General features: G+C 63.1%; 6 protein-coding genes. All 6 read left to right on the top strand.

Features of this window, described 5'->3' with window-relative positions; genetic code table 11:
* Nucleotides 1–111: 111 nt before the first annotated feature.
* Nucleotides 112–603, top strand: coding sequence for a thioredoxin-dependent thiol peroxidase (locus tag FJY67_00510; GenBank protein MBM3327939.1), 492 nt, complete (start codon nucleotides 112–114; stop codon nucleotides 601–603).
* A 130-nt stretch (nucleotides 604–733) separates the two neighbouring features.
* A complete protein-coding gene (locus FJY67_00505; GenBank protein MBM3327938.1) occupies nucleotides 734–1,222 on the top strand; it encodes a hypothetical protein in 489 nt (162 codons plus the stop codon).
* 20 nt (nucleotides 1,223–1,242) lie between these two features.
* The gene (locus tag FJY67_00500) at nucleotides 1,243–2,223 is read left to right on the top strand and encodes a nitronate monooxygenase (protein MBM3327937.1); all 981 of its coding nucleotides are present in this window, start codon (nucleotides 1,243–1,245) and stop codon (nucleotides 2,221–2,223) included.
* 132 nt (nucleotides 2,224–2,355) lie between these two features.
* Nucleotides 2,356–7,938 (top strand): choice-of-anchor D domain-containing protein, encoded by a 5,583-nt coding sequence (locus FJY67_00495; protein MBM3327936.1) that lies wholly within the window; start codon nucleotides 2,356–2,358, stop codon nucleotides 7,936–7,938.
* Nucleotides 7,939–8,257: 319 nt separating this feature from the next.
* Nucleotides 8,258–17,008, top strand: coding sequence for a hypothetical protein (locus tag FJY67_00490; protein ID MBM3327935.1), 8,751 nt, complete (start codon nucleotides 8,258–8,260; stop codon nucleotides 17,006–17,008).
* Nucleotides 17,009–17,176: 168 nt separating this feature from the next.
* Nucleotides 17,177–18,277: a T9SS type A sorting domain-containing protein gene (locus FJY67_00485; GenBank protein MBM3327934.1), complete on the top strand. Its 1,101-nt coding sequence runs from the start codon at nucleotides 17,177–17,179 to the stop codon at nucleotides 18,275–18,277.
* Nucleotides 18,278–18,420: the final 143 nt, after the last annotated feature.

Here is an 18,420-nt window from a genome sequence, read left to right as displayed (position 1 = left end):
AGTTCGGACCAAATCTTGCACAATAAAGCCTACTCCAGTTTCGCCGTAGCGATGTTCGTCGTCTGCGGCTTATTCACTTTGCCGTTTCCAGCATACTCCAAGGATCACCCCATGCCTGAAGATACAACCCCCGCGCTGCCCAAGGTCGGATCGCCGGCGCCCGACTTCGGCCTACCCGACGAGAGCAGCAAGGTCGTCCGGCTGGCCGACCACCAGGGCCGTAGTCTGGTGCTCTACTTCTACCCGAAGGACTTCACCTCCGGCTGCACCAAGGAGTCGTGCGACTTCCGCGACAACTACGCCCGCATCCAAAAGGCCGGCGCAACGATTCTCGGCGTCAGTCCCGACACGCCTGAGAGTCATACGAAGTTCATCGCCGAGCATTCGCTCCCCTTTTCCCTGCTGGCCGACACCGCACAGGTGATGCTGAACGCTTACGGGGTTTGGGGCACGAAGTCTATGTATGGGCGGGAATACGAAGGCGTCATCCGCACTACGGTGCTGATCGATTCCTCCGGGACCGTGCGTCGGGTATGGTCGCCGGTCAAAGTCGATGGCCACGCGAAGGAGGTTCTCGCCGCTGTCGAAGCCCTCGCGAAGTAGGGTTGCTCCTAACGGAGCCGGTCAGGCATCGGGTCGCACCTTGATATTTACTTACTCACTTGCTCACTTGAGCACTTGACCACTTGAGTTCTCGAGCACGTGCTCACTTGAGCACTTTCCATGGAGTCTTATGCCCGATCCTGAACTGACCGGCGTTGAAGTGATCGGCCTGGCGGTGGCGCAGGAAATCCAGGCCCGCAAACTCTACCGTCTTCTCGCGCTTAAGGTGCAGAATCCCCTCGCCAAGGGGAAATTTCTCGCACTGGCAAGGGAGGAGGAATCGCACCGCGAGATGCTCTACCGATTACTCGCCGCCTCAACTGGCGAAGCGAAGCCGCGCCTGCCCAAGAAGGCGCTCCGCTCCTATGCGCCGATCCCCGTCAACCTGCCGCTGCCCGAGATATTGCTCTACGCTATCGAAAAGGAGCGTCAAGCGGCGAAGTTCTATCGCGATGCCGCCGGGCGATCGTCGGACCCCTCCGGACAGCGGCTGCTCTACTATCTGGCGCAGTTTGAGGAGGGGCACGAGCGGACGCTCCGGGCGGAGTATGAAGCCGTCGCCGAGTTCCCCGGCTGGTTCGAGTTCAACGGAGCCGACATCCTCCTCGTCGGTCCGTAGTGGGAGACACTGACACCGCTATGGGGGGGGGCGGGCGCGCCGGTCTGCCGGAGACCCTCCCGACCCGCATCACCGCGCTCTATGGCATCCGCTACCCGATAGTCCAGGGCGGGATGATCTGGACTGCGGGCTGGAAGTTGGCCGTTGCAGTATCTCAGGCTGGAGGGCTCGGCCTAATCGGCGCCGGCTCGATGAAGCCCGATCTGTTAGCATTGCATATCGCCAATGCCCGCGCCGTCTGGGATGGGCCGCTCGGAGTCAACATTCCGCTGATGCGCGACGATGCCGCCGACCTCGTCCGCGTTACCCTCGACGGTGGAATTCGCAACGTCTTCACCTCCGCCGGCAATCCCGGTAAGTTCACGTCGCTATTAAAGGAATCTGGCTGCATCGTCACCCATGTCGTGCCGTCGCTCAAACTGGCTCTCAAGTCCGTCGAACGCGGCGTCGATGCCGTCGTCGGCGAGGGCACTGAGGCGGGCGGGCACAATGGCTATGAAGAGGTAACCACATTCGTCTTGACGGCGCGACTGGCCGATCACGTCGGCGTTCCAATCCTCGCTGCCGGAGGTATTCGCGATGGGCGGGGTCTTGCTGCCGCGCTGGCACTGGGCGCCGACGGCGTCCAGGTTGGAACGAGGTTCGCCTGCACCGTCGAGAGTTCCGCCTCTTACGCCTATAAGGAGGCCGTCGTCGCCTCCGGCGAACCGGCTACGACATTGACGCTGAAGAAGTTAAGTCCGACGCGCATGCTGCTGGGCGAGTTTGCGCAAAAGGCCCGCGATGCTGAGACGCACGGCGCTTCCGAAGAGGAATTGACCGCCTTGCTCGGCCGTGGCCGCGCACGTCGGGGGACGTTCGATGGCGACCTTGTGGAGGGCTATATGGAAGCCGGCGAGGCGGCGGGAGACATTCAGGAAGTGCTCCCAGCCGGAGAGGTCGTCCGCCGGATGGTCGAGGAATACGTTACCACCGTATCAAAACTTAAATCTGGAGGCTGACCCAAGAACATTATCGCACCCATGTGCGCAGTATCAACTTGCTTTTGACTGAAAGCCGCTATATTACCTCCATCTACCTTGTCCATCGGCCGTAACTGTCAGCGGCGGTTCCGGCCTACATGCGGAGGATCTATGACCACGAACTACTTCCTACGCCTTGCTTTTCTGCTTACCCTGGCGCCCCTGCCCCTGCTGGCGCAACACTTTCGGTTTGCGCAGACCGACGTCAACCACAGTCTGCTCGTAACCGAGGCGACGCTTAACGGCGAAAGCCTCGTTGCCGGCGACGAAATCGGCGTCTTCAACCCCGGCAACGTCTGCGGGGGAGCCTTTACCGTTGACAACAACGGCTTCCCGGTCGGCATCGCCGCCTGGCAGGTCGAAGGTCAGAATCCCGGCTTTCGCGCCGGCGATAGGTTCGCTTTCCGCTTCTGGGACTCGGATGAAGAGCGCGAAGTGCCCGCCCAAGCCCAATTCCAGGAGGGCGATGAGGTCTTCACTGCGAACGGTTTTTCGCTCCTCAGGCTCTCAGCCGAGGTCGAGCGACCGGCCCAGATCCAACTTTCCGAATCGGAGCACCACTTCGGTCAGGTGACGGTCGGCAATCAGGCGGGTTGGTCGTTCAGTATATCCAACGTCGGCGGCGCTGACCTGACCGTAGGGAACATCGCCTCCGATAACGACGCCTTCTCCACCGATTTCCCCGACGAGGGCTGGACCGTTGCACCCGGGGAGTCATTCGATGTTGCTGTTACCTTCACGCCGTCCGAAGTGGCAGAATACGAAGCCACTCTCACTATCGCCTCCAACGACCCGGACCAGGAAGAAGTCTTCGTCGCGCTGGGTGGCGCCGGCATCGCCGAGCCATTAGCGCAAATCGTCCTCGACCCTCGCGAGGTCAACTTCGGGGCGGTAGATGTGGGAGCGATGGCTGTCGCTCAAGTCCGCCTCGGCAACGAAGGCGAAGCCCTCCTTGAAGGGAACATTGCCTTCGAAGGCAGAACCTTCAATGTCGATCCCTCGGGGGAGTTCGCCGTCGAACCGGGCGAGAGTATCGTTTTGGACGTCTCCTTCACTCCGGATGAGCCAGTGCAATACGAAGGCTCGCTCGTCATCGTCTCGAACGACCCTAACAACGAACGGGTCGAGGTTCCGCTCTCGGGACGCGGCATCCCGGTCGGGCAGCACTTCCGCTATCAAATGACCGGCGACAATATGTCCGCGCTGATCACCGAAGCCGTGCTGGACGGCGAATCACTCGAGGCTGATGACGAAATCGGCGTCTTCACCCCGGACGGGCTTTGCGCCGGAGGAGTTACGCTCGATGGCGAATGGCCGGTCGGCATGGCACTATGGGGCGAAGACCCCAGCGAAGCCGGGATACAAGGCTTCCGCGCCGATGAGGCCATTTTATGGCGCTACTGGGATCGCTCAGCGGGTGAAGAGTTCGCCGCCGAGGCCGAGTTCATCGAAGGGGAAAACCGCTATCAAGCGAACGGCTTTATTGCCGTCCGGCTCTCGGCGCATGCCGGCGAGTCCCCCCGGATTCGGCTTAACGAAGAAGCCTATGACTTCGGCCGGGTGGCCGCAGGCGACCAGCGGGAATGGATGCTCGTAGTCGGCAATTCCGGAAACGCCGATCTCACGGTCGAGGAGATTACCCTCAACGGCGAAGCCTTCGACATCGCGGCTCCGGAACTGCCCGCTCTGATCGCACCCGGTGCTGAGATTGAGGTTGGAGTGAACTTCGCGCCGCCGGCCGGAGGCGAGTTCGCCGGGTCGGTCGTCGTCCTCTCCGACGATCCCGACCGGCCCCGGATCGTCGTCCAACTGGCCGGGTTCGGCGTCGAAGACGCGCCGCCCGCCATCGAACTCTCAACCGACCTTATCGACTTTGGAGAGGTCCGGGTCAGCCGCCGCGGCGAAGCCTCGCTGCGCATCAGCAACGCTGGTGGGAGCCCGCTTCAGGTCGAGCGCTTCACAATCAGCCCCGCGGTCTTCACTCTTGCGGACGACGGCGCCTTTGCGCTCGGCGTCGGCGAATCGCGCGATCTTACGATCTACTTTGAGCCGGACGACGAAGCGCAGTTCGAGGGCCGCCTGACGATCTTCTCCGACGACCCCGACCGGGGCGAGGTCGACGTTGCTCTGACCGGACAAGGCGCGCCGCCGCTCTTTCATTGGGACTTCGAGCAGACCGACAACAACATGTCGCTGCTCATTACCGATGCCATGATCGAGGGCGACCGCCTCCCCGACGGCAGCGAGATCGGCGTCTTCACGCCGCGCGGCACCTGCGCCGGAGCCGCCGTCGTGCATGGCTTCCCCGTTGGTCTCGCGGCGTGGGGCGACGATTTCACCACGCAGGAGGTCATCGAAGGCTTTCGCGCCGATGAGGAAATTTCCTGGCGCATCTGGCTGCCCGGGGAAGGCCTCGAGGTTGCCGCCGAAGCCGAATACGAAGAAGGCGAAGGTCTCTACTCGACCAACAGTTTAGCCGTGCTGGCAATCTCGGCAATGCGGCCTCGCGCAGGCGATCACTTTCTCTACCGGTCTTCAGATGCCAACCATTCGCTGCTCATCCTCTCGGCACACCTGATGGACGAGCCGCTCGAGGCTGGGGATGAAGTCGGCGTTTTCACCCCCGGCAATGTTTGCGCGGGGGCAATAACCCTCGAGGAGCCGGGCGATCAGGCCTTTGGCCTGGCCGCCTGGGGCGACGAAGCCGGGGATAACGACGTGCTCGGCTTCCGCGCCGGCGAGTCGTTTGCCTTCCGTTACTGGGACGCGGACGCGGAGCGCGAGTGGGTGGCTCGTAAGGAACTGGTGGATGGTGAAGATGCCTTCGAAGTAAACGGCTTCACCGTCTTTCGTCTCACCGCCAGCCTCGAACCGCGGATCGTCATCCCCGACAGGCACGATTTCGGAGCCGTCAACATCGGTGCTCAAGTCGAATTCGAGTTGGAAATCCACAACGCCGGTGAAGGCGTCCTAACGGTCTCGGCAGTCGCCGGCGACAACGAAGCCTTCCAGGTCGGGTTCGAAGGCGAGCAACAGGTTGACCCGGGCGGCTATTTTGCCGTTGCGGTGATCTTTGCCCCCGATGCCGAAGGTCGGTTCGACGGCCGGATCAGCATAGAGTCGGACGACCCCGACCGGCCGGTGGTTCAAGTCCCGGTAACGGGAACCGGATTCCAGCCCAATCGCCCGCCGCGTTGGGACCAGCGGCCTGAACCGATCCGTGCCGCCGAGACCGATTTCATAGACTTCGACGTCGAAGGATCCGACCCCGATGGCGACGACCTCGCCATTCGCTTTGGCCGCGGCAATCTGCCCGAAGGAGCGGCGTTCACCGACCGCGGTGACGGCACCGGCTTCTTCGAGTGGCAAACCGGCTATGACGATGCCGGGGAGTTTCGCGCGATGCTCACGCTAACCGACGGTGAATTCGAGGTCGAAGCCGAAGTTATCATCGTCATCGACGACCTCAACCGCGCGCCGATAGTCGTGCAGGAGATCGAAGATCTGGTCATCGACGAAGATGCCGGCCGGACCAACGTCGCCGATCTTGACGACGTCTTCGCCGATCCCGACGGAGACGACCTGCAGTTTTCCGTCGAAGGCGGCGAGCGCCTGAACCTCAGACTCGACGACAACAACGTCCTGTCGCTGCAGCCCGATGCCAACTTCAACGGCGAAGTGGAAATCACAGTCACTGCCGACGATGGTCGTCAAGGCCTGATGGGTGCGCGAGCAGCCCTCAGGGTCAATGGCGGTGCCGCAGAAGAAGTTCGGGCCCGGAGAGGGCTTCGGCCCGCCGACGGCGGCCCCGTGCTGCGCCGCGATGCCCAAACGCCGCACACCTTCGGCGTAACTGTTCGTCCGGTCAACGATCCACCGGTCTGGACGGAGTTTCCCGATCGCCCCATCGAAGTCCGCGAAGGCGATGTCGTCCGGTTCGATCTAACTGCCTCTGACATCGACGGCGACGACCTACGACTGACCCTTGCCGACCGTGGAGGCTTGCCGGATGACGCCGCTTTCCAAGATAACGGCGACGGCAGCGGGACCTTTGTCTGGCAGACCGGTCCCGACGACGCCGGAGAGTATGATCCCGTCTTCCGGGTCAGCGACGGTGAGGCGGTTGCCGATGTCGAGGTGACCATCGTCGTCACCAACGTCAACCGGAGCCCCGTCATCACCGAGCCGGTTGACGACGGGGTGTTCGCGGTTGAAGCAAGCGAGGCGGCGGAGTTCGTCGTCGAATTCGCCGCCGATGATCCGGACGGCGACGACCTGGTCTGGCAACTTGCCGATACAGGCGGACTGCCCGACGGCTGGGAGTTCACCGGCAACGGTGACGGGACCGCCGCCTTCCGCTGGATGCCGACGTTCGACGACGCCGGCGAATATCGCCCGCTCTTTGTTGTCGAAGATCCCTCCGGCGAAGCCGATGAGATCATCCTGGTCATCACCGTGAACGACGTCAACCGTCCGCCGGTAATTCGTGAACCGACCGAGGACGACCGGTTCGCCGTCGATGTCAATGAAAACGCGGAACTTCGGCTTCCGTTTCGGGCCGACGATCCGGATGGCGACGATGTCGCCTGGCGGTCCGATCCGGGCAACCTTCCCGAAGGTTGGGAATTCACCGACAACGGCGACGGAACGGCGGAGTTCCTCTGGACGCCGACTTTCGATGACGAAGGGCAATACACCTTCCTCTGCACGGCCGTCGATGCCGGTGGCGAAAGCGACGAGGTGTCGGTGCTGGTCACCGTCAACAACGTCAATCGCGGGCCGGAACTGGACGGCGCTATCGAAGACGTTGTCTTTGATGAGGACGCCGGCTCACTCCAAATCGCCGAATTGAGTGCCGTCTTCAGCGATCCCGACGGCGACGTGCTCGAGTATGCCTTTGCCGGCGCGCCCGGAGGACTCGGAATGGGCATCCGGCAAGGTTCGCTGTTGGTGGTCGATCCGGCGCCCAACTTCCACCTGGCGGGCGGCGCCCAGATCACCGTAACGGCCCGCGATCCCTCCGGCGAGGAAGCCGCAACAGCCTTCCGGGTCACCGTCCGCCCGGTCAACGATGCGCCCGGAGCCTTCAACCTGCTGGCTCCCGATGACGGCACCATCCTGGCGGACTTCCGGACGACGTTCCGCTGGACGGCGTCGAACGACGTCGATGGCGACGCGGTGAACTACTCGCTGCGGTTCCAGTTTCGTGCCGGGCAGCAGGACACGACGCTCATCTGGCAGGCTGGAGTTGAGACGGAACTCGCCGTGAGCGACCTTGACACCTTGATGCGGCAGTTCGGCATTCGGGACACGCTCACCGTCGTTTGGCGGGTCGAAGCGACCGACGGGGTCGCGATAAGGCCGTCGGCAACGTCGCGGTCGCTGCGCATTCCGCCGCCCACGTCGGCTCCGGCCAATGACTGGTCGCCTTACACGTTTGCTCTGCAGCCGGTCTATCCGAATCCGTTTAACCCCCGGACGACGCTCGCCTTCACCCTGGACCGGCCCGGCGAGGTTGCGCTCGTGGTGCGGGACCTGAACGGACGGCAAGTTGCGCTCCTTGACCGGGGGCGGCTCGAAGTGGGCCGGCACCTCGTAGAGTGGGATGCCGCAGGCGCCCCGGCAGGGCTTTACATCTTCGAACTCCGCTCCGAAGGGCGGGTGCTGAGAGTAAAGGGGGCGCTTATCCGGTAGGCGCGAGCGCTTGATCTTGCGCTTGGGGCAAAATCATCCTGCGGATGATTCTGCCCTTTATAATCGGGCATGAAGAGACCTTCGGTCTCCTCGGCCCCTACGCGACAGGCCATTCGGGCACAAAGGTGCCTTTAATGGTGGCGTGCGGACGAGGACGTCCGCACGCCACCAATCTCCACATTACTCGCCGGACGAGGGCGTGCGGCGTGTATGAGTCGAGGCTTTCAGCAGGCTCTTTATGACGGGATAGAGTTGTTTTTTGGCTGGAAGTTGCTATATTGACATACTGGTCAGTGGGTAATGGTGTTACTTCGCTGCTATGTGGTTCACCCGGCCGTTGTCGATTCTACTTGAGGGCATACCGTTGCGACTTTCACGCTCCGCGCTTCATCTCACCCTGTCCGCCTTTTGCCTGCTTACTTCGGTCTTGACCGTTCAGGCTCAGCCGCGTCGCGACGACGCCGGAGGTTATGCGCTCTATGAAGCCGAATACCTCTGGCGCGAGATCGAAGACCTCGGCGAGCCCCTCGTCAATCTCCGCGACAACGACTTTCAAGGCCCCTTCGACATCGGTTTCCGGTTTCCCTTCTTCGGCCGCCTCTACGACCAGTTCTGGATTTCCTCTAATGGCTTTATCGGCTTCGGCCCGGCCGACGGCTATCAGAATGCCGTGCACGCCGAACTCCCCGACGACCAGCCCCCCGACAACCTGATCGCGCTCTACTGGAAAGACCTTAATCCCCAGATGTTCTGGGGCCGCGCGGCGATCTACCGCGCCAACTGGAACGGCAATCTGATCGTTGAATACCAGCGCCTGGCGGAACTGGTCGAGGAGGGCCGCTCGCCAGACAACACCATCACCATGCAGGTGATCCTCGAGCCCGACGGGGATATCATCTTGCAATACCAGACTGTCGGCGAGGCTTTCGACCTTTCGACCGGCAGCATCGGCATCGAAGGCTCCGGCGGCGAGCAAGGCTTGACCCTGCTCCACGACGGCGAAGGCATTGAAGTGGCGAGCCAGACCGCCTTTCTGGTCAGCACTCACGGCCCGGGAAGGTTCCTCATTTGGGACGCCGGAGCCGTAACGACGTCGGGCGATGAGCAGGGCGCTGCGCTGCGCGAGTTGGGCCATCGCGTCGCGCACCTGAAACTGCGCCTCAATCAAGCCCTCCCGAACGACCTCCGGTCTTACGAAGCGGTCTTCGTCAATCTTGGCAACCACGGCCTCGACGGTCAGGCTTATCACGCGCTCACCGCTGAAGAAGGCCGCATCCTCGACGACTACCTCCGGATCGGCGGGTCGCTCTATTTGGAGGGCGGCGACACCTGGGCGCGCGACGAAGTGACCGCCGTCCATCCCCGCTTCTTTATCGAAGGCCTTCGGGACGGCGGGCCGGCTTCGCCGCCGGTTACCGGCCAGCGCGGAACGCTCGCCGAGGGACTGATATTCGACGGTTATCAGGCGCAACTCAACCAGTTCGTCGATCACATTCGCAGCGAGGGAGAAGCGCTCGACGTCTTCACCTTTGTCGATCGCGGCAATCCGGCGGTCGGGATGGTCGCTTATAACGGGCTCACCTATGCCACCATCGGCGCATCATTCGAGTTCGGCGGGCTGGTCGATGGCGAGCGCGGGACAAAACTGGCTCTGATGGAGCGGATCGTTCAGTTCTTCCGGTCGGCGCCGCCCGAGTTCCCGCCTCCCCGCAACCTGCGAGTCGACGTCGACGACCGCGAAGTCCGCCTCGCGTGGGACCCGCCGCGGCCCGGCGACGGCGACCGCCAAAGGATGCTTGAACTGCGCCGGATGATCCGGCTTCTTGCCGACCGGCGTGAGGGCGGCAAGCCGTCCGACCTCGACCGCCGTCGACTCGCGGAACTGCGCACCGACCTGAACCGCCACCTCGCTGCCGCCCACGAACGGCCCCGCCGCGACGATTTGACCGGCTACGTCATCTATGTCGATGGCGAAGAACTCGACGCGACCAACGTCCCCGAATACACGGTCATCGAACTCGAGAACGGCCGGGCTTATGAATTCAGCATCCGCGCCCGATATGAAGACCCCGACCGGCTCTCGGAGCCGCTGGGTCCGGTATCCGCTACGCCCATTGCCGCCCTTACAATCGGTTTCAGCACCGATTTCGAGCAGAACGGGAGCGGCCTCGTGGGTCAGCCGCTGCGCGGCGGCTGGGAGTGGGGCGTACCTGCGGTTGGCGCCGCTTCGGGCCAGCGCGCCTGGGGGACGCTCCTCAATCGGCCCTACGGCGACCTCGCGACTTGGCATCTCTATCTTCCCGTTATCGACCTTACCCGGGCGCGCCGCGCCTACCTCGACTTTAAGCACTTCTACGATACCGAGCCGGGCTGGGACGGCGGGCGGATCGAATACTCCCTCGACAACGGCGCGCGGTGGGAACTGCTCTATCCTGTCAGCGGTTACCCCGACAACGCGGTCTTCGCCTTCGACGAGGGGCCTGCATTCAGCGGTCGCAGCAACGGCTGGAGGCCGGTCTCGTGCGATTTGTCGCAGTTTGCCGGCCAGCGGATGCGTGTCCGGCTCACCTTTAAGTCCGACGACAGCAACCTGCGCGACTACGCCGGGTGGTTCATCGACGATCTCGTCCTGCCGCGGCTCGGCAGCATCAATGTCCGGGTTGTCGATGCCGCCGGCGGCGCCGGTCTGGAGGGTGCGCAGTTAACGCTCGACAATAATTGGACGACCTTCACCGCCGGCAACGGGCAGGCCAGTTTTCTCGACATTCCGGTTGGACGCCGGACGTTGCGCGCAGCGAAAACCGGCTACATCAGCCAGGAGCGCGCCCTCGACATCCTCCCCGATTCGACGATCAACACCGGCTTCGCTCTCGAGATCTATGACAGCCAATTGCTGCTCGATCCCGAGAACGTCGATGGCGAACTCGATTTCGGCACGACGACCCAGGTTCGCGTCACGCTCCGCAATAACGGAGCGATGGCGACCGACTACCGGATTTACCTCGACTACAATGTCGGTCGTCAGAATGCCGGTCCGGAGATGCTCGACGAGGCTCAGGACGAAGTCCCCCGCCGCGACCCGGCCTGGGATCATGTGCGCACCATAGACCTCACCGCTCCGACCGGCGAGCAATACTTTTACGGCGCGACGATGATCGCAACCGGAGCGCCGGCGGACTATCAGTTCATCACCACGGCCGGCGAGTTCGGCCGGCCCTTCGATCCGCGCTCGCGCTTCTACTGGTTCGACCGCGACGGACGACACGTTCGAACCGCGGATCAGCCTCCCGAGGCGACCGGTTGGGGCATCCGCGATCTCACCTACGACGGACGCTTCGTTTATGGTGCCTATGCGAGCCGCCTTCAGCGTTTCAATCCGACGACCGGCGTCCGGGACGGGGAACTGGCTGCTTCGCCGCTCCCGCTTTCCCGCGCCGTAGCCTGGGTGCCGTCCGATTCAACCTATTGGATCGGCGACCGGGACAATAGTTGGATTCGCATGTCCGCCACCGGTCAGGTGCTCGACCGCTACACTGCGCACGGCCTGCGCGGGGTGATGGGAATGGCCTGGAATCCGGCCGATCCCGACGGGATGCACCTCTATATCCACAATCAGGAGTCCGACGACGGCGGAGCGGCTATCTATCGCTGGAATCCGCGCACCCGGCAGTTGGTGCGGCAACTCGTAACCGCTGCGCCCGAGGAGGGCTTCCCCGGCGGCGCTTTCATTACCTATCTCTACGATACGCGCACCTGGATGCTCGGCGTGGTCATTCAAGGCCGGTCGCGCGACCTTCTGAAGATCTATGAACTGCACCCCCGTGCGAACTGGGTGACGGTAAGTCCCGGAGCCGGAGCGGTCGCTGCGCAAGGCTCGACCGAACTGACCGTCGGATTCGATGGCTCCTACTACCTTGAAGGCCTTCGCGAAGCGCGGATGGAGGTGCACGACCTGCGGCGCGGCGAGATCATCGCGGCTCCTATCACACTTACCGTGCACGGCGGTCCGGGACGGCTCTTTGGACAGGTAACCTTCGACCGCGAAGCGATGCCCTTCCTGGCTCGGGTAAGCCTCAACAACCGGACCGTGCAGCCCGACTTCGTAGGCCGGTTTGTCTTCACCAATATCTTCCCGGGCCGCTACCGCCTCACCGCAACGATGCCCGGATTTGCTGCCTACGCCAGCGATTCTTTTGCCGTTGCCGCCGACGCCGAGATCGAGCGAAACTTTCAAATGCAGCATCTCCCCTTTGGCCGGGTCGTCGGACGCGCCGTGTCGGTCTATGACAATCAGGCCGGACTGGCAGGTGTTGAGGTGAGTGCGGTAACGGAGAATGGCCGGGCGCGCGGGATCGACACCACCGATAATGCCGGAGCCTACGACCTGTTGGTGCCGCCAGGCCGGTACCGGATCGTCGCCAGGATGCGGGGCTGGCAGGCCGACCGGGAGGTTGAAGTCGAGGTTCAGGACGACAGCGAATCGGAAGCGAATTTCATCCTCGACGACCGGATGGCGGTTCGCGGCATCGTCGCCAACGGTTACTCCGACAGCCAGATTCGCCTGTCCTGGCTGCCTCCCGGTATTGACGGAGACACGACCGTCCTGCGCTACGACACCGGCGTCCTCGCCAACGGCTTCTACCTGCGCGGCCGCGACGACATAACGGCGGTCAAATACCGGGTAGAAGGCGAATACGACATCGCCGCGCTGACCCTCTATCAGATCCGCAACGCCGACTTCAACGGCGCTTTCTGGCCCGATGGCCAGTATCAACAGATCTTCTTCTATGTCTTCGCCGAAGACCCCAACACCGGCCTGCCGGGGGAACTGCTCTGGTCGCAGCAGATTCTGAACAACTCCGTCAACGGGACTACGACCCTCCTGCCGCGGACGCTGCGCTTCCTGTCCGGGAACTTCTTCTTCGGTTGGAGCCAGCATCCCGACAACAACCCCGACAACGTCCCGCCGCGGGTCGAAGCGGTCGGGCTCGATCCGGCGTTCGACACCCCCGGGTCGGTCTATTTGCGGCTTGACGGCGTCTGGCGACTTTATAACGGATTGCCCGGCGATCCGATCATGCGCGCGACGGTCTATCGCTATCAGGATGGCGAAGAGCGCGACATTGCGCCGGAGCGCCGGCTACGGGCTGCGGATGAGGTCTTTGCCAAAGCCTCGCCGGAGGTTGTTCTCTGTCCGGTTCCAGGCGTGCCGGTTATCGTGCCGGGACTTCCGGAAGTCGTTCGCATGCCGGACCGCAACCGGCTGCCGCGGCGCGATCCGCCCGAGTTCTATTCGGTCTTTGTCGATGATGAACTGGTCGAAGAGACCGATCTCCGGACTTACACCCACGTGGTCGGCAGCGAAAACGAGGACCACGAATATCGCTACCGGATCGACGCTTTCTATCAGGATGAATCTCGGATTGAGGGGCCGGAAGTCGCCGGGCGCGCTAACATGCCGCCGGGCCGGGTAGGAGCGATCGCCCTTCAGCGCAGCGGCGCTGACTACACCGTCTCCTGGACGGCCCCCGCCATCAACGCCGACGGCACGCAGTGCATCGACTATGCAGGCTGCGAGGTCTCCATCGACGGCCAGGCGGTTGCCACCGTCCGCGAGGAACTGATCTATCGCGGCTCCATTCAGGATGGTCAGGAAGGCTGGAAGACGTTCCATTTCATAGCCCTCGACGAAGTTCCCAACCGCAGCGCGCCGCGCGACACCCTCCTTCCGGTCGGACTCGGTCAATACTATGACTTTGAAAGTGCGCTCGTCGCGGTCTTTTCGCCGTCGCCGTTCGGTTCCTGGAGCCGCAGTTCAGCGCTCGGCAACGTCAATAACCGCACCGGGCCGGGACGGGCCAACCGGGGCCGTTACGCCTGGGCGACACGGCCCGGTCAAGGACGCTACGATAACAGCGCCGAGTGGTTTCTGACTACCGTCAACGAGTATATCGTCACTTCGCGCACCGCTCGCGTCGAGTTCTATCATTGGTATGCGACCGAAGCGAGCCATGACGGCGGGCAGTTGCAGATTTCGGTCGATGGCGGGCCCTGGACGCTGCTCGAGCCGGCCGGCGGGTATCCCGACCAGAGCGTCGGCGCGCTGCAAAACCTCCCCGGCTGGACCGGCGCAAACGGCGACTGGCAATTGGTAACCGCCGATCTCTCGCCCTACCTTGGGCGGGGCATTAGGTTGCGCTTCCGGTTCGCCTCGGATGACGACATCAACTGGTATCCGGGCTGGTATATCGACGACCTGACGCTGTGGGGGACGACGGTCGCCGTCTATGCGCAGGCTTACGGCTTCGTGCGCGATCTGGAAGGCGCAGCACTGGCCGGAGCCCTCGTCACGACGACCCGCGGCTCAGTTTTGACCGGGCAGAACGGCTCCTACCGGATCACCGGTCTGCTGCCGGGCCGGGTGACCTTTACGGCAACCAAGCCGGGTTATCGCGCTTCAGAAATGGCGCTGGACCTGGCCGCGCGCGACAGTTTGCGGCTCGACTTCGACCTCGACCGGCCGACGGTTGCGCTCGCACCGGACAGTGTTCAGTTCTCGCTGGGCGGGAACGAACAGATTGGGGTCGGCTTCAGCGTAACCAACGAGGGCCAACTGCCGCTTGACTGGCGCATCCGGATCACCCCCTCGGGCGGCTGGCGCGACGCTCCCGGACGGGGTCTTAGGCCCGCCGACGGAAATGCCCCCGGTCGCGACGAGCCCTGGGAGCGCCTGTTCCAATACGACATCCGCCAGATCACCGGACTCGCGAGGGTTATGGGAGCCGAGTTCCTGAACGGGAAGTTCTTCGTGTCGGCTTTCGATCCGTCACGCGGCGCGCAGATCGGCGTAATGACCGAAGACGGACGGCTGTCGCGCACCTTTGCCCAGCCGCTGCAACGGCTGACCGGTTGGGGACTGCGCGACCTCGCGACCGACGGGACGCTGCTCTACGGCTCCCAGGACAGCCTCATCTACGCCTTCCGACCCGACGGCGCCGCTGCCGGTTCGCAGCGCGGCGCGCCGCTTCAGGTCAATCGCGCGCTGGCCTGGGATCCGGGCGAGGACGGTTTCTGGGCGACCGAGTGGGATCAGCCCTGGTATCTGGTGAACCGCGACGGCGAGGTGCTCGTCCGCTGGGATGGTCACGGCTTGCGAGGGGTCTATGGTTTGGCGTGGCATCCCGGAGACGGTCAGGGGATGCACCTTTACGCGCTCAACTTCGAACCGGACGGCACGACCGGCATCTATCGCGCCGACCCGGAGTCCGACCGGATCGAATCAGTCCACACCTACGGCGGGCCTCCGACGGGGGCGTTCATCACCGGCGATTGGGATCGAGGCCGCTGGGTGCTCGGACTGGTGCATGGCACGTCGCCGCAGTTCCTGACCGGGCTCGAGATCCAGCCGCGCGTGTCGTGGATCGTCGTTGAGCCGCTGGAAGGCGGGATCGAGCCGGATGAGACGGTCGAGTTCGACCTGACATTAGGCGTGCCGCAAGGTGCGCGGGGTGGTGAAATCCTGACCGCCGACGTCGCGTTCTGGTCTGAAGGTGCAGCGCAAGCCATTCTGCCCGTCCGCGTCGATGTGATCGAAGGTTTCCGTCATTTCAACGTTCCTGACGAAGGCGACGAAGGAATGATCATTCATATAGAGGCGGCGTCGCTGTTGGGCCAAAACCTCGCCATCAGCAGCGAGATCGCCGCGATATCGCCGCGCAATCGGGTCGGCGGTCTGGCGCGCTGGCTCGGTCGTCCGCTCGACCTGACGCTCTTCCACCACGGCGGAGCCTTCCTGCCCGGCGACGCGCTCGCCTTCCGGCTTTGGGATGCCGTATCGGGGCGGGAGTATGTCGCCATTGCCGAATATGCTGAGGGCATACCCTTCTTTCAGGTCGGAGCGGAGGCGACGGTGAGCCTCGCCGCGGCTATTCCGGTGCATCAGACGGTCCCGCTCGCGCGGGGTTGGAACCTCGTCTCATCCTTTGTCCGGCCGGTGGAGACCGATATCCGGCTGCTGCTCGGCCCGGTGCTCCAGCGCGAACACTTGCTGTTGGTCAAGGACGGACTCGGGAGGTTCTGGTCGCCGCGCTGGAACTTCATTAACCTCGGACCTTGGGACGCGCTCTCGGCCTATCAGGTTAATGTTTCGGAGGGGGACAGTTTCATCGTAACCGGCGAACGCATCCCGGCCAATCAGGCGATCCCGCTGATTCAGAGTTGGAATTCAGTCAGTTACCTCCTCGACCGGCCGGTCGCGACCGAGACGGCGCTGGCGCGGATCATGGACGACATCGTAATCGCCAAGAACGGCGCCGGGGACTTCATTGCGCCGCCGTTCGGCTTCTTTGGGATGCGGACGATGCTCCCCGGTCAGGGCTACCGGATCAAGATGCGCCAGGCGCGCGATCTGGTCTATCAAGCCGGGGAATTGGCTGCGCTTCCGGGAGACTTCAACGCACCGCCGCCTCGTGTCCGCCCGACCGGGTCGGACATGAGCCTGCTGCTGGTCTCGCTTCCGCCCGATATCGAATCGGGAACGAAGGTCGTCGTTCGCACGGCGGGTGAGTCGGGCGTTGTCATCGGCGAAGGCAACTGGACCGGCGAAGCGCTCGGCGTAGCGCTAATGGGAGACGATCCTCTGACCGGTAAAATCGATGGCGCGCAGGACGGCGAGTCGTTCGAGATTTATCTTGCGACTGAAACCGGCCTCCGGAAGGGGACGTCAGAGGCGCTTGACGGCCGGTTGGTCTGGGCAGCGGATGCTTTTGCCGTTATCGCGGTTACGGGTTGGAAGGAAGGACTGCCCGCTTCTCCGGAACTGTCGCCGGCCTGGCCCAATCCCTTCAATGCCCGGACGGTGGTCCGGTTCGGACTACCGGAAGCGGCTTGGACTCGACTCCGCGTGCACGACCTCGCCGGTCGGGTTGTTCACGACACCGGTAGGCGGACCTATGTTGCCGGTTGGCATTTTTGGACGATCAACGGGGAGATCTGGCCAAGCGGGATTTATATGCTCGAAGTGCAACTCGGAAGCGACCGTCGGCAGATGAAGGTCGTCCTGATGCGATAGGCTGCGCAATGTTGGCAATACTGAATGCTGCAATGCGTTGCGTCGGGCGAACCATAGCCCTATCTTTAGGGCAGGAAGAGATTATCTATCCGGCGTCAGTAGCGCCGGACGCGAATACCGGAGGGAACGACGAGGGGGGACCTTGTTCGAATATTCAAGGGAGTATCATTGATCCGGAACATCTGTAAATACATACTTATTTTTTGTGCCCTGCTGCCCGGGGCGGCGATGGCGTCGCACTACGACTTCGACACCACCGACGTCAACATGTCGATACTGGTGCGGGACATCTTCCTCGTCAGCCTGCACTGGAGTGCGGACGACGAGATCGGGCTCTTCACTCCCGACGGCGTCTGCGGCGGCGGAGCGGTCGTCGATAGATTCCCGGCCGGGCTTCCGGCTTGGGGCGACGACGCCCTGACTGAAGAGATCGACGGATTCCGCGCCGGTGAGCCGATCCGGTTCGCCTACTGGGACGTTTCGGCAGAGACAGAAATCAACCTCGAGGGCGTCTTCGTCCTGCAGGGCGAGGAAGTCTGGCAGCCGAATGGCCTGATGATCGTAGATTTGCGCGAGGGCGGCGCTGAGTGGTCGGTGCGGGCGACCGGCGGGCGCCACCGGTTCACCTGCTCGGGCATCGAGGTTTTCTGGCTCGAAGAGGCAATGGCGCCGGCGGATCTGGATCAGATCGCCATCGTCGCTCCCGACGACCGTCCGGTCGGGGTTCTGATTTGGAATGCTGAAGCCGGCGAGGCTTCCGGCTGGGCTTATGCCGACGACCCGGCGACCGAAGATACCGTGGATGGATATCAAGCCGGTGAAGCGCTCGCCTTTTATTTGCGTTATCGTCGCGACGATTCGACCTACTACTTCCGTCCCGATGCCGAGCACCAACCGCTCGAATGGGAAATCACGCAGGGCGATACCGCCTACCGCACCGGCGGCGAAACGCGTTTTCTACTGTCCAACGATCCTTACAATGCGGTGCGGGGACCGGCGAACCCGGTTGCCTACGACTTTCTACGTATCCATCCCAATCCGACCAACGGCGCCGTCCGGATTGAACTCGGTATTGCGCAAAGCGGGGACTACCGACTGGTGCTCACCGACCCCGCCGGTCGTCGCATCCGCACCGTCGCCAGCCGCCGGTTCGAAGCGGGACGCAGCGCCCTGGCATTGGACCTCGGAGTCTTGCCGGCCGGGTCCTATTTCCTGCAACTTGAAGGACGCGGGATTCGGCGGACGACGCCGCTCCATCTGTTGCGGTAGAACAAAACGGTTTCATGGGGGGTAGGTTTGACCCGACCGGCAGGTGACCGGAGCAGTCATACATCCTTATCCAAGGGCAGGTGATTTGACGCACCTCAGAGGGAGTTGGACAAGGCTATCTTGCAATTCAGGGCCGACTGATT

This window comes from Calditrichota bacterium, from assembly GCA_016867835.1.
In the GTDB taxonomy this organism is placed as follows: domain Bacteria; phylum Electryoneota; class AABM5-125-24; order Hatepunaeales; family Hatepunaeaceae; genus VGIQ01.
The sequence above is the reverse complement of the archived record's forward strand: the minus strand, read 5'-3'. Positions and strand labels throughout refer to the sequence as shown.